This is a genomic window from Pseudomonas sp. DC1.2 (assembly GCF_034351645.1).
Classification (GTDB): domain Bacteria; phylum Pseudomonadota; class Gammaproteobacteria; order Pseudomonadales; family Pseudomonadaceae; genus Aquipseudomonas.
On sequence record NZ_CP133782.1, the window covers coordinates 3730254 to 3752583 of the forward strand.

The following is a 22330-nucleotide window of genomic DNA, read 5'->3' on the forward strand; positions in this document are numbered from 1 at the left end:
ACACCAGCCATACCTGATTGGATGCCATAAAAGAAATACGACTTCGTTTCAAAGTGCGTAGGAACGCTCCTGAAGTCGAGCTTAACAGGCATCGGGCGCCGGATTGAAGCAATGCGTCAGCTAACGCTTTGAAGCAGCAGCGGATACAGCGAAATCACCAGCAACAGTGCCATGCCCCAGTTAAACAGGCGCAACCAGCGCGGATGACGCAGCACATTGCGCAACAGCGTGCCGCACGCAGCCCAGAGGCCCACGCTTGGCAGGTTGATCACGGCAAAAACCGCCGCAATAACAATCACGTTGGTGAAGTAGCCCTGCATCGGTGTGTAAGTGCTAACGGCGCCGATAGCCATGATCCACGCCTTGGGATTGACCCATTGGAACGCCGCAGCGCCCAGATAACTGATCGGTTTGCCCTTGCCGGCTTCGCTCTCGGAGACAGGACCCGAATGGGCGATTTTCCACGCCAGATATAGCAAGTAGGCGGCGCCAACATAACGCAACACGGTGTAAAGCAATGGGTAGCGTTGAAAGACTGCGCCCAAGCCAAACCCCACGGCCAAGACCAGCACAAAGAAGCCGCAGGTGATGCCGAGCATATGGGGAATGGTTCGGTTAAAACCGAAGTTCACACCCGATGCCAACAACATGGTGTTGTTCGGGCCGGGGGTGATTGAGGTGACGAGAGCAAACAGGGCGAAGCCCAGCAGCAGATCAAGCGAGAGTGTCATCGGTGGCAGCCAGTCAGGGTCAGTCAGGCATTGACCCTAACGCACGCCCGAAAGGAAACCCACGCACAGTTGCCTGAAAGTTCGAGCAGTACAGTCCTCGATCAGCTTGGACGACCGTGAAGGTGTACCGCGCGCTCGGCGTTCATTTCACCCCGGTTGTCGAAAACCAGAGATTTTTGTGGCGGGCCCAGTAACTCAGCTCTTTTGGCCTGGTATTCATCAAAGGACAACCCGCGACGACTCAAGGATTCCAGCGCCAGTTCCTGGGCTTCTTGTGCGCTGTAGGGACGAAGTTCAGGGGATTGGTGGGTGCCACACCCTGCGAGAACAGAGACGGTGAGCAGCAAAGAAACAGCGAGCAAACGGTTCATGGGAAGGTCCTGACGATCGGGTCTGTAGCGGTGGATGAAGGCTACGCCCGTGCACCCGACAGCAGAAATCAACACTCGTGATAGTCGGTATCGAGGTTAGTCAGCGATTGGCAGCAAACAGATCGCGCCTACAGGATAGGGAACGCCCGCATATTCTTTTAAGATCTAGAAATATCTATTTACGGTATTTTGAGGAATAACAAAGAGCCTCTATAACAACGCTAGCGCCTCATGCACTGTTGCCCACGCAACTGTCTGCCAGGCAACAGCCATTCAACAAACCCGTCTGAAAATCGCACAGTCCTTCATTCCGACAGTGCTGCACGCCCCTAAATACGGGGCCTCTATAGATTGGTACAGCTCTTGCTCAATTGGGTGACTACTCACTGCTCCCTGAGCAACTGTTTAAAAAGGAACTGATCATGTCGCGTCCATTGAAAGTGATTGCCCTCTCTGGAGGCACTTGGCGTCCATCTCGCACATTGGTGCTGACTCAGGCGCTATTGGCCGAACTGGCCACACAATTACCGATCGAGAGCACGTTGATCGAACTGGGTGACATCGCCCGGCCGCTGGGCGCGGCATTAGCACGCAACGAACTGAGCGCGGAGATCGAAGCCCAGTTGCAAGCCATCGAAAGCGCCGACCTGCTGATCGTCGCCGCGCCGGTGTATCGCGGTTCCTACCCCGGACTGCTCAAGCACCTGTTCGACCTGATCGACCTCAACGCGCTGATCGACACCCCGGTGCTGTTGGCCGCCACCGGAGGCAGCGAGCGTCATGCTCTGATGCTCGATCATCAGCTACGGCCTCTGTTCAGTTTCTTCCAGGCCCTGACCTTGCCGATTGGTGTGTACGCCACCGAAGCGGACTTCTCCAACTACCAAATAACCAGTGAGCCCTTGAAGGCCCGCATTCGTCTTGCTGCAGAGCGCGCTGCGCCGTTGTTCGGCGTATACCCCAAAAATCTGCTGAAAATCGCTTAAGGATCTCTTCATGGATGTTTTCTGGTTTCTGCCCACTCACGGCGACGGTCATTACCTGGGCACGACCCAAGGCGCCCGCCCGGTAACCCTCAACTATCTGAAACAAGTGGCCCAGGCCGCCGACAGCCTCGGCTACCACGGTGTGCTGATTCCCACCGGGCGCTCCTGCGAAGACTCGTGGGTGATTGCTTCGGCGTTGGTGCCATTGACTGAGCGCTTGCGTTATCTGGTGGCGATTCGGCCGGGGATCATTTCACCGACCGTGTCGGCACGCATGGCCGCGACCCTGGATCGACTGTCCAACGGCCGCTTGCTGATCAACGTAGTGACAGGCGGCGACCCGGATGAAAACCGTGGAGACGGGATCTTCCTCGATCACAGCGAGCGCTACGAAGTCACCGACGAATTCCTGCAAATCTGGCGCCGGGTACTGCAAGGCGAATCAGTGGATTTTGAGGGCAAGCACCTTAAAGTACAGAACGCCAAGGCGTTGTATCCGCCGGTGCAGAAACCCTATCCGCCCCTGTATTTCGGTGGATCATCCGAAGCGGCCCATGAACTGGCCGCCGAGCAAGTGGACGTTTACCTGACGTGGGGCGAGCCACCGGCCGCTGTAGCGGAAAAACTGGCGGATGTGCGTGAACGGGCAGCACGTAATGGGCGCACGGTAAAATTCGGGATTCGCTTGCACGTCATTGTTCGCGAAACCGCCGAAGAGGCCTGGAAAGCTGCCGACAAATTGATCGAGCACATCAGCGACGAAACTATCGCCGCCGCACAAAAGTCATTCTCGCGTTTTGATTCCGAAGGTCAGCGACGCATGGCCGCCTTGCATGATGGACGTCGCGACAACCTGGAAATTTCTCCCAACCTGTGGGCCGGTGTCGGCTTGGTACGCGGTGGCGCCGGAACGGCATTGGTCGGTGATCCGCAGCAAGTGGCGGCGCGAATCAAGGAGTACGCAGACCTCGGAATCGAGAGCTTTATTTTCTCCGGTTATCCACACCTTGAAGAAGCGTATCGCTTCGCTGAACTGGTGTTCCCGCTGCTGCCCGAACCCTATGCCAGCCTCGCTGGACGTGGGGTCACCAACCTCACCGGGCCGTTTGGCGAAATGATCGCCAATGATGTGTTGCCTACCAAAGCTACGGCCTGACCGCCTCGCCTGAATGTTTCCACGCGTTGCGTGGGAACGCAGGCCGTGACGCTCCGCGTCTCCAGAGGCATCCCACACAGAGTATGGGAACGATCAGTCGCCAGAAAGAAGGAACTCAGCGTGACTGCAAAACCACAAGGCACCCTGCTACCCCCCTTACACACCGCTCGCCGACTGGCTGCTAAGTTCGCGCTGACCGCCGTCGAACGCGACGAGCGCGGTGGCACCCCCAAAGTCGAGCGTGATGCCCTGCGCCACAGCGGCCTGCTGGCATTGAGCATTCCTGCTCAATACGGCGGACTCGGCGCCAGTTGGAGTGAAATCCTGGCTGTCGTCCGTGAGTTCGCCAAGGTTGATAGCTCCATCGCCCACGTCTTCGGTTTTCATCACCTAATGCTTGCCACTGTGCGCCTGTTTTCTCGGCCGGAGCAGTGGCAGCCGTGGTTCGAGCAGACAGCGCGCAAAAACTGGTTTTGGGGCAACGCCTTGAATCCGCTTGATACGCGTACCGTGGTGAAAAACCTCGGCGGCTGGCGAGAGTTTTCCGGCAAGAAAAGCTTCTGCTCAGGCGCCAGCGATTCACAAATGCTCATCGCCTCGGCGGTGGACGAAAACGCCGGCGGCAAACTGTTGATCGCCGCGATTCCCAGCGGACGTAGTGGCATCACCCTGCACAATGACTGGAACACCATGGGCCAGCGCCAGACCGACAGCGGCAGCGCGACGTTCGAGCGGGTACGGGTCGAAGAATCTGAGTTGCTGCTCGATCCGGGCCCCTTGAGCACGCCGTTCGCCTGCCTGCGGCCATTGATCGCACAGCTCACGTTTACCCACATGTTCCTCGGTATCGCCGAAGGTGCTTTCGAAGAAGCGCGGCAATACACGGTCACCGAGACCCGCCCCTGGCATAAATCCATCGCGCAGAATGTGCGTCAGGATCCTTACGTGCTGGGCCATTACGGTGAGTTCTGGGTGGCGCTCGAAGGGGTACGGTTGCTGGTGGAACGTGCCAGCGCATTACTCGACAAAGCCTGGGCCAAAGGCCCGAGCCTGGGCGCCGAAGAACGTGGACATCTGGCGACCGCCATTGCCACGGCCAAGGTCGCAGCAACCCGTAACGGCCTGGAGCTGTGCAGCCGGTTATTTGAAGTGACTGGCGCACGCTCGACCCACGCCTCCCTCGGACTGGATCGCCACTGGCGCAATCTGCGCACCCAAACCCTGCATGACCCGGTGGATTACAAACTCCATGAACTGGGTGACTGGGCGTTGAACCAGTCCCTGCCGATTCCCACTTTCTATTCATAGCCTTCCATCCATGGAGCGTGCCCCCATGCAGTTGTTGACCCTACCGCCCTCGCCCGCCCTGGCCACCTCGATCCGCGCCACGGCGCAGGTGTTCGAAGACCCGAAATCCCAAGCTTTGCTCGCGCACCTGCAACAGGTCGCGCCGAGTGAAGCCAGCGTGCTGATCATCGGCGAAACCGGCACCGGCAAAGAACTGGTGGCCCGCCACATCCACAACCTCAGCGCTCGCCGCAACCGGCCGTTCGTGGCGGTGAACTGCGGTGCATTCTCCGAGTCCCTGGTCGAAGCGGAACTGTTCGGCCATGAAAAAGGCGCTTTTACCGGCGCGCTGAGCGCCAAGGCGGGCTGGTTCGAAGAGGCGGACGGCGGTACGTTGTTTCTCGATGAAATCGGTGATTTGCCGATGGCGATTCAGGTCAAGTTACTGCGGGTCTTGCAGGAGCGAGAAGTGGTGCGACTGGGCTCGCGCAAGAGCATCGCGATCGACGTGCGAGTGCTGGCGGCGACCAACGTACAACTGGAGAAAGCCATCAACGCGGGTCACTTCCGCGAGGATTTGTACTACCGCCTCGATGTCGTCAGCCTCGAATTGAGCCCGCTGCGCGAGCGGCCCGGTGACATCCTGCCGCTGACGCGACACTTCGTCGAAGCCTACAGCCAGCGCCTGGGCTACGGCAGTATCACCATCAGCAAAGAGGCCGAGCTCAAACTGCGCAGCTACAGTTGGCCAGGCAATATCCGCGAATTGGAAAACGTCATTCATCACACACTGCTGATCTGCCGCAACAGCGTGATCGAACGCGATGACTTGCGCCTGTCGAACCTGCGTATCGAGCGACAGGACGATCATCACCCCCACATCGACGATTCACCGGAAGCCTTGCTTGACCGGGCGTTCCAAAAGCTCTTCGAGGAACAGGCCGGCGCGCTGCATGAGAAAGTAGAAGACGCTTTGTTGCGGGCCGCTTATCGCTTCAGTCATTACAACCAGGTCCACACCGCCGCATTACTGGGACTGAGCCGCAACGTCACTCGCACTCGACTGATCAAGATTGGCGAGCTGGCGGTGAACAAACGACGGCCCACCGAAAATGTGCAGGGCGAGCGGTTGATGCAGTTGTCGATCTAGTTCACGAGATTGCAGCACAATGCGTGGTCACGGCTGCGCTCCAGGCTGTGCAGTACCTGATACGAGCCGAAGGTAACTGTCTTCGCTTGATGGGTACGAAGCAGTTGCCAAAAATCCTGCTCGCCGCTTTCAAAACATCGGAAAGCGGCTTCGCCTGCCTCGCGAGATTGCCATTGCAGGTAGCTAAGCACCCGACGGCCATCGTCGCTGACCTGGATACTTGCACTCAAGAATCCGCTGTAATCCTGAGCCAAATGCTCTGTTTGCGCAGACAGCGCTGAAACCAGTGCCGACTGCCGATGTGGCTCGATTTCGAATTCGATCAGTTGGGTGAAACTACGATTTTTGTCTAACACCTGCATGAAGAGCCCCCCTCACGTGTAAGTCGGTTCTTGCGATTCGAAGGTGTGCAGGGTAAAACCTCTATCTAACTAGAGGTCAAGAGCCCTTTTAAAAATGATCACCCCGAAAAATCTGCACAAGGCACTCACTGTCGGCCAAGTGGCCGCTCGCAGCGGCGTGGCCGTTACTGCCCTGCATTTCTATGAAACCAAGGGATTGATCACCAGCCATCGCAATCAAGGCAACCAGCGTCGTTATCCACGCGAGGTATTGAGGCGGGTGGCCTTGATCAAAGTGGCACAGCGGCTGGGTATTCCGTTGTCTGAGATTGGTCAGGCGCTGCAGTCCCTGCCGGACAACCGCGCCCCGACGGCGGCCGACTGGCAGGTGCTGTCGGCGCAATGGAGTCGCGACCTGGATGAGCGAATCACTCAACTGACGTTGCTGCGCGACAAACTCAACGGCTGTATTGGTTGCGGGTGTTTATCGATGGAGGCATGTCCGTTGCGTAACTTTGGCGACGTCCTCGCAGCGCAGGGCTCGGGCGCACAGCTGTTGGAGTCAGGGACCCAGCGCTAGCGAGCGATCCGGCGAGCGCTCCCTCAGCGCGTCAAAAACTACGTTCATCCCGCAACAATCCACACGAATAAGAAACATTTACTTTCATATCCCCTTTCGGGTTTTTCGATGCTCATACGTCTTATTTAGATGCAGTCCGCCGCGTAGGCAAAAGCCACGGCCGGACTTTCCACGGACCACTCCGCTACGAAGCCCGTAGCCATGGTCCTTTCATCGAAACAAGACCCTTAATCATGTCGAAGAAATCCCGCTCAAAACTCTGGTTTCTGGTCCATAGCTGGCTGGCGTTGCCGATCTGGTTTTTCGTACTGATCGTCTGCGTGACCGGCACCCTGGCGGTGGTCAGCCAGGAAATCGTCTGGCTGGCCAACCCGCAAATGCGCGCCAGCCAGCCTTCTGACGACGCACAGCGGCTCAACTACGACCAGATCATCGCGGCCATCAAAAAGGCCGAACCCAACACGCTGGTCGAGAGCATCAATCGTCCCGACGAATCACACTTCGCCCTCGACGTCGCCGTCAGCTACCCCGACGGGCGATCCGTGACGGTGTATGTCAACCCGTACAGCGGCGTCATTCAGGGTGTTGCCCCTCAGTTCAACTTCAAGGCGTTCACGCGCGCCCTTCACGGTTGGTGGCTGGTGCCCTTCACCAACGGCTTCAGTTGGGGCTGGTACCTGGTGTCGTTTCTGGGAGTGCCACTGCTGGCCTCACTGGTCACCGGGCTGGTGGTCTACAAACGTTTCTGGAAAAGCTTTTTTCGCCCGACATTGCGTATTCGCCATGGCGCTCGAATCTTCTGGGGCGATTTTCATCGACTCAGCGGTATCTGGTCGATCTGGTTCATTGCCGTGATCTCGATCACCGGCGTCTGGTTCCTGATCAAGGCAATCCTGTTCGACAACCAGATTTCGATCACCACCGAACCCGTGGTATCGGTCGTCTCCCGAGAAAGCGTGCCCTTGACCCGCGATGGTAAACCCGCGCCCATGATCAACCTGGAACAGGCCATTCAGGTGGCGCAGGAGAAAATTCCGGGGCTTGAAGCCAGTTTCATCAGCCTGCCGAGCAATGCCTACAGCCACCTCTCAGTGGGCGGTCGAAGCTGGTATCCATTGATGTTCCAGACCGCAGAGGTCAACCCCTACAACGGCGATATTGCCAGTACCCGGCTACTGTCCGACCGCTCCAGCCTCGAATTCGTCACCGAATCGATGCGGCCCTTGCACACCGGAGACTTTGGCGGAATCTGGATCAAGCTGATCTGGTTTTTCTTCGGGCTGCTGCTGAGCATGATGGTGCTAAGCGGGCTGTTGATTTGGACCAAACGCACTGCGCTGGCGACGGCCAACGCGTTTAGGCGCAGCAACAACCCGCCGCGTACCTCCACGCTTTCGACACCGCAACCGACCCTCAACACACAGACACCGGAGGGCAACCTGTGAGCAAGACGACCCTTGCACCGGCGCCCTCCCACGTGCGCCGACTGTGGCGAAAGTGGCGCTTGCACCTGAACATTCTGTTGTTGCTGATCCCGCTGGGCTTCATGCCCAAGTATTTTGCCGACGCGTCACTGTTTCGCGGCGACAACGGGCTAGGCGAACGGGAAATCGGCAACATACCGGTCGGCCCCTGGAGCCTGCGCCTCGCCGAGTTGCACAACGAAGGGCCACTCCTGACAGGCCCCGCCGGCTACATGAAAGCCTTTAACGCAGCGCTGTGTGAGCGTTGCCGCGATCAGGTCAAGGCGACTTACCTGCGCATCGGCAAACCCCGCAGCTTGCGCGCCGCCGGGGTGATTTTCTTCGGCACGCCCTACCGCATGGGCGCGTCGTTACCCGTCCCGGCAAAGACCAAAACGGATGCCGAACTGTGGATCACTCTCGAAGGCTGGGACGGCAGCCTGCATCAAGCCTCTATCCCTCTGAGCCAGGCGTCCCCGGCCACGGTGGCCTGGCTGAACAAACAAGGTGGCAAACCATGATCAAGACGTTACGCCCACTGAGCGCCCTATTGTGGGTGCTTGGCGCCGGTTTCAGCGCCAGCGCCCTGGCGCACAACCCGATGTGCGAATGCAAAGCCATCGACGCCGAACAGATCCGCTGCACCGGCGGCTTTTCCGACGGCAGCGGCGCGCCGGGGGTGACACTGGATGTGATCGGCTACGACGAATCCATTCTGGTGCCCGGCAAGCTTGGCGCCGATTCAACCCTGACCTTCAAGAAGCCCAGCGCGGAGTTCTACGTGCTGTTCGACGCGGGTCCCGGCCATGTGGTCGAGATCGACCAAGCCGACATCGAGGCACCCGGAACATGAGTTTGACCACCGCCACCACGCACGTCGTCCGCCCCGCCGGCGCCGGCCATGAAACCCTCTTTGTGCTGTTGTTATGCCTGCTGATTCTAGCGGTCTCAGGCTCGGTGGTGGCTTGGCGCAGCGAGTCTCAAACAGTCACACGCGTGGGTGTTGATCAATTGGATGCCCGTCGTGACCTGAGCGCGGCCGAACAAGGTATTTACGCCGACCTGCGAGTAACCCTGGACGAAATCCACCTGCTGCGTCAGGAACAACAGACGCCACCTACGCCTGCGGGACTGGCCGACGAGGGCTTTGCGCCGTTTGTCCAGGACGCGAGTTCAGTGCGTCGTGGCGCCCATACCTGGCAGTTGCTCGGAGCCCAAGCCTACTTCGGTCAGAGCCAGACGAGGAGCGTGGCCGGTTCATTTCTGATGCGATTGAGCGCAAATGACGACGCTACGCCAGACATCTGGCTCAACCGTGGCAGCCCTCTCAACGCCCCAAACGAGTTCAGTGATGCCGCGCTCCAAAGCGCTGGCTGGCAGCAAATCGTCGCGCAATTCGACGCCGGCGTGACCCGCCAGCATCGGCACTGAACCCTCGCCTTCACCCGAGAGAAGATCGCTTCCTATGCCTATTTCATCTCAACGCAGCTCATTTTTTCGCCTGCTGCTAGTCGGCCTATTGGCCTGCCTGCTGGCGCCCCTGGCCAGTGCCGAAGAGGCCAAGCGCCTGCGCATCGGCATCACCCTGCATCCTTATTACAGCTACGTCGCCAACATTGTCGGCGACAAAGCCGAAGTAGTGCCGTTGATTCCGGCCGGCTTCAACCCCCACGCCTACGAACCCCGGGCCGAAGACATCAAGCGCATTGGTAGCCTGGACGTGATCGTGCTTAACGGCGTGGGTCATGACGACTTTGCCGACCGCATGATCGCCGCCAGCGAAACCCCGAACATCCCGGTCATCGAGGCTAATGAAAACGTGCCGCTACTGGCCGCCACCGGCACCGCCGCCCGGGGCGCTGGCAAGGTAGTGAACCCACATACCTTCCTCTCGATCAGCGCCTCCATCGCCCAAGTCAATAACATCGCCCGGGAGCTGGGCAAACTCGACCCGGTCAATGCCAAAACCTACACCCAGAATGCCCGCGCCTACGGCAAACGCCTGCGGCAGATGCGCGCCGACGCGCTGGCGAAACTGACTCAGGCACCTAATCCTGACCTGCGCGTAGCCACGGTCCATGCGGCTTACGACTACCTGCTGCGCGAATTTGGCCTTGAAGTGACCGCCGTGGTCGAACCAGCGCACGGTATTGAGCCGAGCCCCAGCCAGTTGAAAAAGACCATCGACCAACTGCGCGCTTTGGACGTGAAAGTGATCTTCTCCGAGATGGATTTCCCCTCCACCTACGTCGAAACCATCCAGCGTGAATCCGGGGTGAAGCTGTATCCGCTGTCGCATATTTCCTATGGCGAATACACCGCTGACAAGTACGAAAAAGAAATGACCGGCAACCTGAACACCGTCGTCCGTGCCATTCAGGAGTCCGGCTCATGACCGCTCACGAAACGCTAATCGCACACAACAGCGGCCCGACCCTCGACTTCGCCAAGGTTTGCCTGACACTGGGCCGCACGACGATCCTCGACCAAGTGACCTTCCAGGTTCAGTCCGGCACCGTGCATGCGCTGGTGGGCCCGAATGGCGGCGGCAAGAGTTCCCTGATCAAGACACTGCTGGGGCAAATGCCGCATCAGGGTCGCTTGAGTCTGCAATGGCCTGGCGAGCCTGGGGTCATCGGCTACGTGCCGCAAGCGCTTGAGTTTGATCGCGGATTGCCAATGACCGTAGATGATTTCATGGCCGCCATGTGTCAGCGGCGCCCGGCATTCCTCGGGTTGAGCAAACATTACGCGCCCGCGATTGGCGAGGCGCTGGAACGGGTCGGCATGCAGGACAAACGCAAACGGCGCATGGGCGCGTTATCCGGTGGCGAGCGGCAGCGGGTCTTGCTGGCCCAAGGGCTGATTCCGGCACCGCGATTGCTGGTGCTCGACGAACCGATGTCGGCCCTCGATGAGGCCGGCATTCAGGTGTTCGAACGGCTGCTGGACGATTGGCGACGCAGCGGCATCACCGTGTTGTGGATCGAGCACGATCTAGAGGCTGTCGGGCGGCTGGCGGATCGGGTCACCGGGCTCAATCGCCGGGTATTGTTCGATGCCACGCCGAAACAGGCGCTGACTCCGGAGCGCCTGCTGAGCCTGTTCTCGACCCATCCACGGAGCGCTGCCTGATGAGCTATGAAGCCTTTCGTTTGATGGTCCAGGGTTGGGCCTCTTCGGGTTATCTACCGGAAGCAATGGCCTATGGATTTGTGGTTAATGCGCTGCTCGCCGGACTGTTGATCGGCCCGGTACTGGGCGGCCTCGGCACGCTGGTGGTGGTCAAGCGCTTTGCGTTTTTCTCCGAAGCGGTAGGCCACGCGGCACTCACCGGTGTGGCGATCGGCATCCTCCTCGGCGAACCCTACACCGGACCTTACGGAAGCCTGTTCGGCTACTGCCTGCTATTCGGCATCCTGCTTAATTACCTGCGCAACCGCACCGGCCTGGCGCCAGATACGCTGATCGGAGTGTTCCTCTCCGTATCGTTGGCGCTGGGTGCCAGCCTGTTGCTGATACTGGCGGGCAAAATCAACGTCCATATTCTCGAAAACGTGCTGTTCGGCTCGGTGCTGACGGTTAACGGCAATGACTTGCTGGTACTGGCCGTCGTCGGTTCACTGGTCATGGCCCTGGCGCTGCCGCTGTACAACCGCATCATGCTTGCCAGTTTTAATCCGCAATTGGCGGCGGTGCGCGGTGTGGCGGTGAAGACCCTGGATTATCTGTTCGTGATTCTGGTGACACTGATCACCGTGGCCGCAGTAAAAGTTATCGGCGCGATTCTGGTCGGTGCGCTGTTGGTGATTCCAGCAGCAGCGGCGCGTTTACTCAGCCAATCATTGAAGGGATTCTTCTGGTGCTCGGTGTCGATCGCAACCGTCAGTACCTTATGCGGAATACTCGCGCCAATTGTTTTCGACCTGCCCATCCCGTCCGGCGCCGCAATCATCCTGGTGGCCGGTATCGCTTTCGCCCTGTCTGCCATTGCGCGCGGCGTCGTCCCCAGCCTGAAAGGGAATCTCGGATAAATGTCTTTTTCTCTGCGTCATCTGACCCTGACCATGGCCCTGTGCGGGCTGATCAACACGCCGCTGTTGGCTGCTGACGGGAGCAAACCCGTGCGTGTACTGGCGTCCCTGCCCATCACTTACGGGTTGGGCGAAGTCTTGCTCAAAGGCACCGACGTGACACTGGAACGCGCGGCACCGGCCAATCTGCCGGGCAGCCGCCAGACCGCCTACTTCACCGGTCGCGGGGCACCAGCGCTGGACAAACTGGCGGTGGACGCCGACGCAGTGATCGGCCTGCGTTCGCTCTGGGCCGATGACCCGCTCTACCCTGTCGCTCGCCGCAGCAACATCCGAATTGTCGAAGTCGACGCCGCGCGCCCGGTGGACGGAGCCCTGCCAGGCATCGCGGTGCAACCCGGCAACACGATTGACGGTTTGAACAGTCAGCCGTGGATGGCCAGCAACAACATGGGACGCATGGCCGATGTCATGGCCGCTGACCTGGTGCGCCTGGCGCCCAACGCCAAACCGAAGATCGACGCCAACCTGGCGGCACTCAAACAGCGCTTGCTCAAGCTCAGCGCCGACAGCGAGGCGCGGCTAGCCAGTGCAGACAACCTCACGGTGATGAGCCTGAGTGATCACTTCGGCTACTTGATCGGCGGGCTCAACCTGGAATCGGCCGGCCTCGATGCCCGGCCGGATGCCGAGTGGACGCCTGAAGCGCTGAAGCAGCTGGGCGCGATGCTTAAGGAACAGGATGTGGCGGTGGTGCTGCATCATCGTCAGCCGCCGGAGGCGCTGAAAGCGGTCATTATCGAGGCGGGGAGTCGGCTGGTGGTGTTGAGTACCGATGCCGAGGATCCGGTGGCTGAACTGGAGGGGAATGTGGATCTGCTGATCAAGGCGTTAAGCGGGGCCTGACGCCAGTAAGTGAGATCGCTCTCTCACCGGGAACGATCACAACCCGCTTCCAATGTACAAAAGCCCGCTGAACGTTAACCGTTCAGCGGGCTTATCGTTGCCTCTCTTCCGGGGATGCAGGCAAAGAAACTCCGCGTCTCACTCAACAATTCAATGAGTCGCTGCCGCCTGTTCTTGCATTTTCTGACGCAAACTCAGCGGACGCATATCTGTCCAGACTTCTTCGATATAGGCCAGGCACTCTTTTTTAAAACCGCTCTTGCCCACAGTGCGCCAGCCTTGTGGCACGGCTTTGTAGTCAGGCCAGATCGAGTACTGTTCTTCGTGATTAACCACAACCTGAAAGAGGATGTCCTCGCGGTCGAATACTGACGTCATGGTGTCTCTCCATCGCTGTAAGGGTTGGCTGCACGGCGTGTGCAACCGGTTTGTAGAATGAACGTTCAAGGCGCCAGGAAATTTAGAGGTGCGCGGTGGCGGCGGCCAGAGCCCTGCCGAAGATCTCGGCCACCTGATCGATTTCGGCGGCGGTAATCACCAGTGGCGGCAGGAATCGCACCACCGCGCCATGGCGACCACCCAGTTCAAGAATCAAGCCGCGCTTGAGGCACTCACGCTGCACCAAAGGCGCCAGGCGCCCGAAAGCCGGCGGATGACCTTGAACATCAGGCGTACCCTGCGGGTCCACCAACTCGACGCCAAGCATCAAGCCGCGCCCGCGAATGTCACCCATCTGCGGGAAGTCTCGTTGCAGGAGACGCAGGTGTTCATGCAAACGCTCACCCATGGTGTTGGCGTGCTCACAGACGTTGTGTTCAGTCAGGTAACGCATCACCGCGGAGCCCGCGGCCATGGCCATTTGGTTGCCACGGAAGGTTCCGGCATGAGCACCCGGCAACCAGGTGTCGAGCCAGTCTCGATAAACCACCACCGCCAATGGCAGACTGCCGCCGATGGCTTTGGACAGCACCACCACATCGGGAATGATTCCCGCGTGTTCGAAGGCAAACATCTTGCCGGTACGGGCGAAACCGCTCTGGATTTCATCGACGATCAGCGCGACGCCCGCTTTCTCGGTGATACGCCGCAAACCGCGCAACCAGTCCAGATCCGCCGGAATCACGCCACCCTCGCCCTGCACTACCTCGACGATCACCGCGGCAGGCAACTGCACGCCGGCCTCCGGGTCGTTGAGCAGGTTTTCCAGGTAGTTGAGGTTCACCTGCACCCCTTGCGCACCACCGAGCCCGAACGGGCAGCGGTAATCGTAGGGGTAAGGCATGAACTGCACGCCGCTGCTGAGCAATGCGCCCAAGGGCTTTTTCGGCCCCAGACTGCCCATCAGGCTCAGGGCGCCCTGGCTCATGCCGTGATATCCGCCCTGGAACGACAACACGGTGCTGCGACCCGTGGCCGTGCGCACCAGTTTCAGCGCCGCTTCCACAGCATCGGTGCCGGTAGGACCACAGAACTGGATCTTTGCTTCAGCCGCCAACGCGGGCGGTAGCAGGCCGAATAGGTCCTGAACGAACTGATCCTTGACCGGCGTCGTCAGGTCGAGGGTGTGAAGCGGCAATTCATCGGCCAGCACTTGCTGGATCGCCTCAATCACTGCGGGGTGGTTGTGCCCCAGCGCCAGCGTGCCGGCACCGGCCAGGCAATCAATGAAACGTCGGCCTTCGACGTCCTCAACATAGATGCCCTTGGCCCGTTTGAGGGCCAGGGGAATCCGTCTAGGGTAACTGCGGGCGTTGGACTCTTGCCGGCTCTGACGAGCCAGCAGTGCCGTTTCGTTGAACTGATAGAGCGTCTCGGCAGGCAGCGGGGCGACCCGGGCCGGTTGATCTTCGATAAGGCTGGTAGCGACTGACATCTCTCGATCCCTCAATACGCTGTTGATAGTGACCAAAACTGCACACCCGACAGTGCGCACACCTATTACGGGGCGCACTTGCAGGTTTTCCTGTTCTGGAAACGCATCAGCGCCTCAAGGATTTACACCCTCGATCAGCTTTCTAGGAAGGAGGCGCGAGCGCCTTGTGCATGGGAATGGCTTGCAACCCCGCGACGGTGAAGGTGGGGGCACAGGCGAGGTAGCCCAGACGGCGGTAAAACGCCTCGCTGGAGCAGGTGCTGTTAAGTTGCGCCTGGAGCAAACCGCGACTGAGCAGCCAGGTTTCCAGGTCGTGGACCAAGGCCTGCCCGGCGCCTCGGCGGAACCATTCGGGCTGGACGTAGCAGAAGGCGAGCCGACCATTGATCGCGGCCATGCCGACACCGATGGGTTTGCCCTGTAACAACGCGAGGTTCAGGTACAACCGCGGATCGGTGAGCCAGCTCTGTATGTGTTCAGCGGATTTGTTGTGAGTCCAGGCCGCCACGATCTTCGGGTCATTGCGATGGTCCAGCGCGCAACCCACCCGGATCGAACGTTCGACAATCCGGCTGATAATGCCGGCATCGGCGGAGCTTGCCTGACAGATCTGTAAAAGTGCATCCATAGCGCTACTACCTCAATCCATTGAGTAAAAGCTGCCGGGACGATAGCGCCAGTGCTGACACAAAGGCCAATGGAGAGACGTTACATTTGGTGTGCGGCAAAGGTTCGTCGTGGCAGCGCGCTCACGGCCACAACGAAGCGGTGCAGTGGCTCAGACCGACTGCAATGGCATGGTTAACTCAACCCGCAATCCATCCGGCCGACTGTCAAAATGCAAGGTGCAGGCGCAGCGCTGAACGATCGCCTGCACAATCGCCAGACCGAGGCCGCAGCCGGTGCTTTGACCGTTGCGCCAGAAGCGTTGGGTCAGGTGTTGCAGATCGTCCGCGGCGATGCCCGGGCCGTGGTCGCGGACCACAAAGCGCACGCGATTACCGGTGGTTTCCAGGCTGAGTTCTACCGCGCCTTCCGCTGGAGTGTGGCGCAGGGCGTTGTCCAGCAGGTTGCGCAAAGCAGCAATCGACAGCACTGCCGGCATTTGCACCGGGGCCTCAGAGAACGCGCCCGGCAACTGCAATTTGATGCGTTGCCGGTCACCGCTGGCGGCGTCCTGGATCGCCAGTTTCGCCACCTGTTCGGCGCTGCACTGCACACCGTCATCGAACGACAGGCTGCCCTCGACTCGCGCCAACAGCAGCAATTGTTCCAACGTGCGGTGCAGCCGGTCGGCACCTTCCTCGGCTCGAGCCAGGGATTGATCGCGGGCAGCGCCCTCTGTCATGCGCGCCACTTGCAGGTGGGTCTTGATCGCCGTCAGGGGACTGCGCAGTTCGTGCGCCGCGTCGCCGGTCAATCGACGCTCACGCTCGATGGTCTTGCCAATGCGCTGAAACAACTGATTCTGGGTGTCGAGCAAGGGTTGCAATTCGCTAGGCAATGGCTGGATCTGTAACGGCTCAAGCGAGTCGGCGCTGCGCCGCATCAGTGCATCACGCATACGGTTGAGCGGCGCCAACCCCTGGCCGATGCCGAGCCACAGCAGGCATAGGCAGCCCAGCAATGCCACGCCCACCGGTACTGATGCGGCCAACAGCACCGACATGTTCAAGGCTTCGCGCTCGATTTGCCGGTCCGCCGTGGTAATACGCAAATCGCCACGTGCCAAGGTGAAACTGCGCCACGGCGCGCCATCGATCATCTGATCGTGAAAACCCATCTTCTGCGCTTCGAGGGTTTGTTCGGGATCACTGTGACTGCGAGCAAGGATCTCGCCGCGCAACGAACTGACCTGACAGGCCATGCCACCGGGAATGTTCAATTGCTCAGCACTGAAATGGGTGCCCTCGCCTTTGCTCGGCAACGCCGGCAATTGCTCCAGCAACCCGGCGACCATCCGGGCGGACGCCACCAGCCGTTGGTCGAGGGAAAACATCATCTGGTTACGCAGGTCGCTGAGCATCCAGGCCGCTGCCAGCGCCCAGATCAGCGCGAACGCGGCGCCCAGAGTCAGGCTCAGGCGCAGACGCAGGCTCATCACTTCGAGGATTCCCCGCCATCAGCCGGCCCAAGGCGATAACCCAGGCCACGCACCGTCTCGACAATGCCGTTACCGAGTTTGCGTCGCAGGTGATGGATATGGACGTTGAGGGCGTTGCTTTCCAGCTCATCGTTGAAACCGTAGACGCTGTCTTTCAACTGCTCGGTGGACAGCACGCGTCCACGGTTATGCAGCAAGGCCTGCAACAACGACTGTTCGCGCCTTGACAGGTCCACCGATTGGCCGCCGAGCAGGGTCTCGCGGCTGCTGGGGTCGTAGGTCAAGGCGCCATGTTCGATCAGGTTGACGCTGCGCCCCGCGACCCGGCGCAACAAGGTGTGCAAACGCGCGGCGAGTTCGCGCAGGTCGAACGGTTTTAACAGGTAATCATCCGCCCCGGACTGCAAGCCATCGACACGATCGGTCACCGAGTCTCGCGCCGTAAGAATCAGCACCGGGGTTTCCAGACCACCGTGGCGCAACTGCTGCAACAGCTTCAAACCATCTTCATCGGGCAGGCCGAGGTCAAGTACCATGACGTCAAACTCAGCCACTTTGAGCATCGCCCGGGCCGCCGACGCGGTGGCAACATGCTCCACCGTCAGGCCCTGGGCGGTAAGGCCAGCAACGATGCCGCTGGCAATCAGCTCATCGTCTTCGCAGACAAGTACATGCATGGTGGGCACCGTAAAAAAAACTGATTAGGCCGTTGGCCGATTAAGCGGACATTATGCCCCCGAGCGCCGTCGCCACAAGACCGTGAGGGTTAATCATCGGTTAATCGCCGCCCACCATTGTGCTCCTCACTTGCAAAGGGATAAGGCTTACCCATGCGTCGACTGTTTTTACTCTTTGTTCTCTTGATGTCAGGCGTGGTGTACGCCGGGACCAATCCATTCGAGAACAAACCCGAATTCCTGCCGGTGGGCAAGGCGTTTATCTTCACCTCCGAACGCCTTGAGACCGGTGAAACCCAGCTCTATTGGCAAATAGCTGACGGTTACTATCTCTATAAGCAGCGCCTGAAGTTCGACGGATTGTCCGCGCAAGTCACTCCCGCACTGCCTGAAGGAGAAGCGCATAACGACGAGTTCTTCGGCGAGCAGCAGGTTTATCGCCAAGGCCTGGAGCTGAAGATTCCGGCAGGCGCGACCGGGCAAATCAAGGTGGGTTTCCAGGGCTGCGCCGATGCGGGCTTGTGTTATCCGCCGCAAACGCAGGTCGTGGACCTTGGCGGAACATCGACCACATCTGCCACGCCTGCCACGCCTGCCACCCAAGAGGCACCTGACCAAGCCTTGGCCAGCAACCTGCAACAACGGGCGCTGGGCTGGAGTCTTTTGGTGTTCTTCGGGTTGGGACTGTTACTGGCCTTTACCCCGTGTACGCTGCCGATGCTACCGATCCTCGCGGGCTTGATTGTCGGCAGCGGTGCCACGCCCAAACGCGGTTTCGCCCTGGCGAGCAGCTACGTGATCTGCATGGCGCTGGTGTATGCCGCAATGGGCGTGCTGGCAGCATTGCTGGGCGCAAACCTTCAAGCACTGCTGCAAAACCCTTGGTTGCTGGGCAGTTTCGCGGCGGTGTTTGTGCTGCTGGCGTTGCCAATGTTCGGCTTCTTTGAGCTGCAATTACCGGTGGCCGTGCGTGACCGCCTGGAAAACGTCTCGCGCAATCAGCGCGGCGGCAGCTTGATCGGTGCCGGTGTACTGGGCGCCTTGTCCGGCCTGTTGGTCGGCCCGTGCATGACCGCACCGCTGGCCGGCGCCCTGCTCTACATCGCACAAAGCGGTAATGCGCTGCACGGTGGGCTGATTCTATTCGCCATGGGCATCGGCATCGGCGTACCACTTTTGTTGCTGGTGACTGTCGGCAATCGCTTCCTGCCTAAACCTGGCGCCTGGATGAACCTGCTTAAAGGCGTGTTCGGCTTTCTGTTTCTCGCCACAGCGCTGCTGATGTTACGCCCGGTGCTGGATGAATCACTGTGGATCGGCCTGTGCGGGGCATTGCTGCTGATCGCTGCCTTCAGCGCCTGGAAGCAGGCAGAAGGTTTTGGCCGCGTGGCCCACCTGTTTGGCGCCAGCGCGTTGTTGCTGGGTGTATGGGGCAGTCTGCTGCTGGTGGGTGCCGCCGGAGGCAGCAACGATCTATTAAAACCGTTACAGATTTACCGTGCCGACGCTTCCAGCCCTACCGCCCACGACGCTTTCAGCACCGTCAAGGATCCTGCCGCCCTACAGCGGGAACTGGACGCGGCCAAGGCGCGGGGGCAATGGGTGCTGCTGGATTACTACGCCGACTGGTGCGTGTCGTGCAAAGTCATGGAAAAACAGGTCTTTGGTCAACCCAAGGTGCTCCAGGCCTTGAGCGACGTGCGCTTACTGCGGCTGGACGTCACTGACGACAATGCCGCCAGCCGCGAACTGCTTGAACGTTATAAAGTGCCAGGGCCACCGAGCCTGCTATGGATCGGTGCCGACGGCCAAGAACGTCGCAGCCAGCGCATCACCGGCGAGGTCAATGCCGACACCTTCCTGCAACGCTGGACAGCCACCCGAGATGCCCGCTAATGCTGACCTTTACCCTCGGCACCTTTGCCATCGCGCTGAATCATCTGCTGCTGATCAGTGCGCTGGCGTTGGCAACTTTTGTCGGCTGGCGGGTGGCCAAGCGCGGCGGTGAAAACCCCGAGTCGGTGCTGTTCAGCTTATTCCTGCTAGGCATGCTGGTAGCGCGGATCAGTTTCGTCTTCGCCTATTGGGCGCAGTATCGCAACGATCCGTGGCAGATCATCGACCTGCGCGACGGTGGTTTCCTCGCCTGGCCTGGGGTGACCGTACTGTTACTCGCAGCCTTGTACCGAGGCTGGCATCGCCCAGGCCTGCGCCAGCCGCTGGGTTTTGGCGTGGGTAGCGGTTTGGCGTTCTGGCTGCTGGCGACGTTCTCCCTGAGTCTTTACGAGCAAGGCACACACCTGCCGGAAATCACCCTGCGCAACGCTGCCGGTGAAACAGTGCAATTGGCTGACTATCAGGGCGGGCCGTTGGTGATCAACCTGTGGGCCACTTGGTGTCCGCCATGCCGCCGGGAAATGCCGGTGCTGGAAAACGCTCAAAAACAGCGGCCGGACCTGACGTTCTTATTCGTCAACCAGGCCGAAAGCATGCAAAGCGTCGCCACTTACCTCGAAACCCAGGGCTTGAGCCTGTCTAACGTGCTGTTCGACGGCAGCGGCCGATTGGGTCAAGCGGTGGGCTCAATGGCGTTGCCGACGACGCTCTTTTATAACAACGAGGGTCGCCTGCTGGGCAGCCACCTGGGCGAGCTGTCACAAGCCAGTCTGGCCCGCGCCCTGGAAAACTTTGAAACCCCGAATCAGGCCGTTTCGGCCACGTCCCCAAGGAAATTGCCATGCCCCGCCTCCGCCACCTGCTGACCTTGACCCTGGGTGCAGCCCTACTGCAACTGCCGTCGGTGCAGGCCGAAGAACTGCCTGAGGCAATCAAGAAGATCGAAGCCAAGGGCGCGAAAATCGTCGGTCAATTCGATGCGCCCGATGGTTTGCGCGGTTATGCGGCGCAGTACCAGAACCGCGGAATGGCAATGTACCTGACGCCGGACGGCAAACACGTGTTGCTGGGTAATCTGTACGACGCCGACGGCAATGACCTGAGCAGCGCCCCCTTGCAAAAACTGGTTTACGCGCCGATGTCCAAGGAAGTCTGGGGCAAGATGGAAGCGAGCAACTGGATCGCCGATGGCAGCAAAGACGCACCCCGAGTCGTCTACCTGTTCAGCGATCCGAACTGCCCTTACTGCAACATGTTCTGGGAGCAGGCGCGGCCATGGGTCAATGCCGGCAAAGTACAACTGCGACACATCATGGTGGGCATCATCCGTGAAGACAGCCCGGGCAAATCCGCCGCGCTGCTGGCCGCCCAAGACCCACAAAAAGCCCTGCAAGAACACGAGAAGGCCGGCAAGGCCAGTTCACTTAAGGCCTTGAAAGACGTGCCGCCAGCGATTCAGGCGAAACTGGCGGCAAACATGAAGTTGATGGAAGAGCTGGAGTTGTCCGCCACACCCGCGATTTTCTACAGAGATGACAAGGGCGAGTTGCAACAACAGCAAGGTGCGCCGTCGCCAGACAAACTGCTGAAGATTCTCGGGCCGAAGTAGCCGTCACGACTGTTCCCAGGCCAAGCCTGGGAACAATGCTTACCGATGCGCGGCCAAAAACTTCAGCAAAGCTGCTGTGACAAACTCGGCATTCTCCAGATTGGAGATATGCCCCGCCTCCGGCACCAACACGCAGGGGCAACCGATTAACTCGGCCATCTCTTGAGCTTCCGAGGCCGGTCGCGGTTTGTCCTGATCACCACACATCACCAGCGTGGTTTGCGGGTTGAGCTCGTGCAGGCGCGGCAACAGATCATCACGACCAAAGGTAATCCGCCCCATCGGCACAATGCTTTGGCGTAGGCGTTCAGCCGGCAGCGCAGCCAGCGCCGCATGGAACTGCTGATACAGCGCGGACTGCGGATCGATCCCCGGCCGGAAAAAGATCGGCACCACGATGTCCAACAATGTCGGCGAAATCATGCCGGTGTCTTCGATTTGCTTGAACAGCGAGAAATAATACTGACGCGTCGGCTCCGGCTCGACACCGAGGTAGGTGTCCATCAGCACCAAGCCGTTGATCCGCTGCGGTGCCGACAACGCCAGACGCGCGCCCCACATGCCACCGACCGACAAGCCGACCAGCGTGAACTGCTCAATCTGCAAATAATCGAGCAGTGCCAGCGCCTGGCGTGCAATGTCATCCAGCGACAAGGTTCCGTCAGGCAACGGCCCGGATTGTCCATGCCCCCAGAGGTCGAGGGCGATCACCCGATACTGCTGCGCCAATGCCAAAATTTGCGGCGTCCACATGGCCTGGTCCCACAGGTAACTGCCGGCGAGCAGCACCGCGGGGCCTGAGCCTTGGTCAGTGTAATGAAGTGATTGTCCATCGACGGTCAGGAAGGGCATCGGATGTCTCCTTGATTAGGGTCATGATCAAAAAAGCTTTGGCAGACTGAGCCGATGAGGATCTTCCGTCAACCGTTGAGGTGTCTGTACCGGCCCTTTCATCGATGAAGTCAATCGCCGCCCCCGCACCGATGCACTCAATCAATCCCCCATCTGACGGCGCCCAAACACGCCGACGACGACCTGATCGCTTCGATCTACGGCCATAACGTGGGGGCGCCTTATACGCTGGACATCGAGTCGATTAGTTGAATGAAGAAACACCCGTTCCCCCGCGCAAGCAGCCCCGCGCCCACCCCGAACCTGTGTCCACA

Annotated in this window: 25 protein-coding genes; 16 read left to right on the forward strand and 9 right to left on the reverse strand. The window is 59.7% G+C overall.

Annotated features, from left to right (window positions below):
• Positions 1-116: 116 nt before the first annotated feature.
• Positions 117-731 (reverse strand): LysE family translocator, encoded by a 615-nt coding sequence (locus RHM68_RS16695; protein WP_322216741.1) that lies wholly within the window; start codon positions 729-731, stop codon positions 117-119.
• Between the two features lie 101 nt (positions 732-832).
• A complete protein-coding gene (locus tag RHM68_RS16700) occupies positions 833-1102 on the reverse strand; it encodes a hypothetical protein (RefSeq protein WP_322216743.1) in 270 nt (89 codons plus the stop codon).
• Positions 1103-1524: 422 nt separating this feature from the next.
• Here RHM68_RS16700 and msuE point away from each other — a divergent pair, with 422 nt between their 5' ends.
• From msuE to RHM68_RS16720, 4 genes are all read left to right on the forward strand, one after another.
• Complete coding sequence (msuE, locus tag RHM68_RS16705; protein ID WP_322216745.1) at positions 1525-2088, forward strand: FMN reductase; 564 nt, start codon at positions 1525-1527, stop codon at positions 2086-2088.
• Between the two features lie 10 nt (positions 2089-2098).
• Positions 2099-3244, forward strand: a complete 1146-nt coding sequence (gene ssuD, locus RHM68_RS16710) for an FMNH2-dependent alkanesulfonate monooxygenase (protein ID WP_322216749.1) — start codon at positions 2099-2101, stop codon at positions 3242-3244.
• 120 nt (positions 3245-3364) lie between these two features.
• Positions 3365-4552 carry an acyl-CoA dehydrogenase family protein gene (locus RHM68_RS16715; protein ID WP_322216752.1) on the forward strand — a complete coding sequence of 396 codons (1188 nt, stop codon included), beginning with the start codon at positions 3365-3367 and terminating at the stop codon, positions 4550-4552.
• A 25-nt stretch (positions 4553-4577) separates the two neighbouring features.
• Positions 4578-5681, forward strand: coding sequence for a sigma-54 dependent transcriptional regulator (locus RHM68_RS16720; RefSeq protein ID WP_322216755.1), 1104 nt, complete (start codon positions 4578-4580; stop codon positions 5679-5681).
• Here the strand turns inward: RHM68_RS16720 and RHM68_RS16725 are convergent.
• Entirely contained in the window at positions 5678-6043 is a 366-nt protein-coding gene (locus tag RHM68_RS16725; protein ID WP_322216757.1) for an antibiotic biosynthesis monooxygenase, read from the reverse strand. The genes RHM68_RS16720 and RHM68_RS16725 overlap by 4 nt on opposite strands.
• Before the next feature lie 94 nt (positions 6044-6137).
• On the opposite strand from RHM68_RS16725, the gene soxR reads away from it, so the two are divergent.
• The 9 genes from soxR to RHM68_RS16770 all read left to right on the forward strand — a co-directional run bounded on the left by soxR (position 6138) and on the right by RHM68_RS16770 (position 13005).
• Entirely contained in the window at positions 6138-6602 is a 465-nt protein-coding gene (gene soxR / locus RHM68_RS16730) for a redox-sensitive transcriptional activator SoxR (protein WP_322216759.1), read from the forward strand.
• A gap of 233 nt (positions 6603-6835) precedes the next feature.
• Positions 6836-8047, forward strand: coding sequence for a PepSY domain-containing protein (locus tag RHM68_RS16735; RefSeq protein WP_322216761.1), 1212 nt, complete (start codon positions 6836-6838; stop codon positions 8045-8047).
• Positions 8044-8586, forward strand: a complete 543-nt coding sequence (locus RHM68_RS16740) for a thiamine pyrophosphate-binding protein (protein WP_322216764.1) — start codon at positions 8044-8046, stop codon at positions 8584-8586. The genes RHM68_RS16735 and RHM68_RS16740 overlap by 4 nt, the downstream gene beginning before the upstream one ends.
• A complete protein-coding gene (locus RHM68_RS16745; RefSeq protein ID WP_322216766.1) occupies positions 8583-8918 on the forward strand; it encodes a hypothetical protein in 336 nt (111 codons plus the stop codon). Before RHM68_RS16740 ends, RHM68_RS16745 begins: the two co-directional genes overlap by 4 nt.
• Positions 8919-8920: 2 nt before the next feature.
• A complete protein-coding gene (locus RHM68_RS16750) occupies positions 8921-9496 on the forward strand; it encodes a DUF6162 family protein (RefSeq protein ID WP_322223823.1) in 576 nt (191 codons plus the stop codon).
• Positions 9497-9530: 34 nt separating this feature from the next.
• A complete protein-coding gene (locus tag RHM68_RS16755) occupies positions 9531-10460 on the forward strand; it encodes a metal ABC transporter substrate-binding protein (RefSeq protein WP_322216768.1) in 930 nt (309 codons plus the stop codon).
• A complete protein-coding gene (locus RHM68_RS16760; RefSeq protein WP_322216770.1) occupies positions 10457-11200 on the forward strand; it encodes a metal ABC transporter ATP-binding protein in 744 nt (247 codons plus the stop codon). The genes RHM68_RS16755 and RHM68_RS16760 overlap by 4 nt, the downstream gene beginning before the upstream one ends.
• Complete coding sequence (locus RHM68_RS16765) at positions 11200-12099, forward strand: metal ABC transporter permease (protein WP_322216773.1); 900 nt, start codon at positions 11200-11202, stop codon at positions 12097-12099. Before RHM68_RS16760 ends, RHM68_RS16765 begins: the two co-directional genes overlap by 1 nt.
• A complete protein-coding gene (locus RHM68_RS16770) occupies positions 12100-13005 on the forward strand; it encodes a metal ABC transporter substrate-binding protein (protein ID WP_322216775.1) in 906 nt (301 codons plus the stop codon).
• A 150-nt stretch (positions 13006-13155) separates the two neighbouring features.
• Here the strand turns inward: RHM68_RS16770 and RHM68_RS16775 are convergent, their stop codons facing one another.
• From RHM68_RS16775 to RHM68_RS16795, 5 genes are all read right to left on the reverse strand, one after another.
• The gene (locus RHM68_RS16775; RefSeq protein ID WP_322216778.1) at positions 13156-13383 is read right to left on the reverse strand and encodes an MbtH family protein; all 228 of its coding nucleotides are present in this window, start codon (positions 13381-13383) and stop codon (positions 13156-13158) included.
• An 82-nt stretch (positions 13384-13465) separates the two neighbouring features.
• A complete protein-coding gene (locus RHM68_RS16780; protein ID WP_322216780.1) occupies positions 13466-14878 on the reverse strand; it encodes an aspartate aminotransferase family protein in 1413 nt (470 codons plus the stop codon).
• 142 nt (positions 14879-15020) lie between these two features.
• Complete coding sequence (locus RHM68_RS16785) at positions 15021-15506, reverse strand: GNAT family N-acetyltransferase (protein WP_322216783.1); 486 nt, start codon at positions 15504-15506, stop codon at positions 15021-15023.
• 150 nt (positions 15507-15656) lie between these two features.
• Positions 15657-16982 carry an ATP-binding protein gene (locus RHM68_RS16790; RefSeq protein ID WP_322216787.1) on the reverse strand — a complete coding sequence of 442 codons (1326 nt, stop codon included), beginning with the start codon at positions 16980-16982 and terminating at the stop codon, positions 15657-15659.
• Positions 16979-17659, reverse strand: a complete 681-nt coding sequence (locus RHM68_RS16795) for a response regulator (protein WP_322216790.1) — start codon at positions 17657-17659, stop codon at positions 16979-16981. The genes RHM68_RS16790 and RHM68_RS16795 overlap by 4 nt, the downstream gene beginning before the upstream one ends.
• A 153-nt stretch (positions 17660-17812) precedes the next feature.
• Here RHM68_RS16795 and dsbD point away from each other — a divergent pair, with 153 nt between their 5' ends.
• Genes dsbD through dsbG form a run of 3 tightly spaced genes read left to right on the forward strand, consistent with a single transcriptional unit; the run spans position 17813 to position 21164 of the window.
• The gene (gene dsbD / locus RHM68_RS16800; RefSeq protein WP_322216793.1) at positions 17813-19555 is read left to right on the forward strand and encodes a protein-disulfide reductase DsbD; all 1743 of its coding nucleotides are present in this window, start codon (positions 17813-17815) and stop codon (positions 19553-19555) included.
• Positions 19555-20421, forward strand: coding sequence for a TlpA disulfide reductase family protein (locus RHM68_RS16805; RefSeq protein ID WP_322216795.1), 867 nt, complete (start codon positions 19555-19557; stop codon positions 20419-20421). The genes dsbD and RHM68_RS16805 overlap by 1 nt, the downstream gene beginning before the upstream one ends.
• Positions 20397-21164, forward strand: a complete 768-nt coding sequence (gene dsbG, locus RHM68_RS16810; RefSeq protein WP_322216797.1) for a thiol:disulfide interchange protein DsbG — start codon at positions 20397-20399, stop codon at positions 21162-21164. Before RHM68_RS16805 ends, dsbG begins: the two co-directional genes overlap by 25 nt.
• A 39-nt stretch (positions 21165-21203) precedes the next feature.
• Here dsbG and RHM68_RS16815 read toward each other — a convergent pair whose 3' ends face one another.
• Entirely contained in the window at positions 21204-22016 is an 813-nt protein-coding gene (locus tag RHM68_RS16815; RefSeq protein ID WP_322216799.1) for an alpha/beta fold hydrolase, read from the reverse strand.
• Positions 22017-22330: the final 314 nt, after the last annotated feature.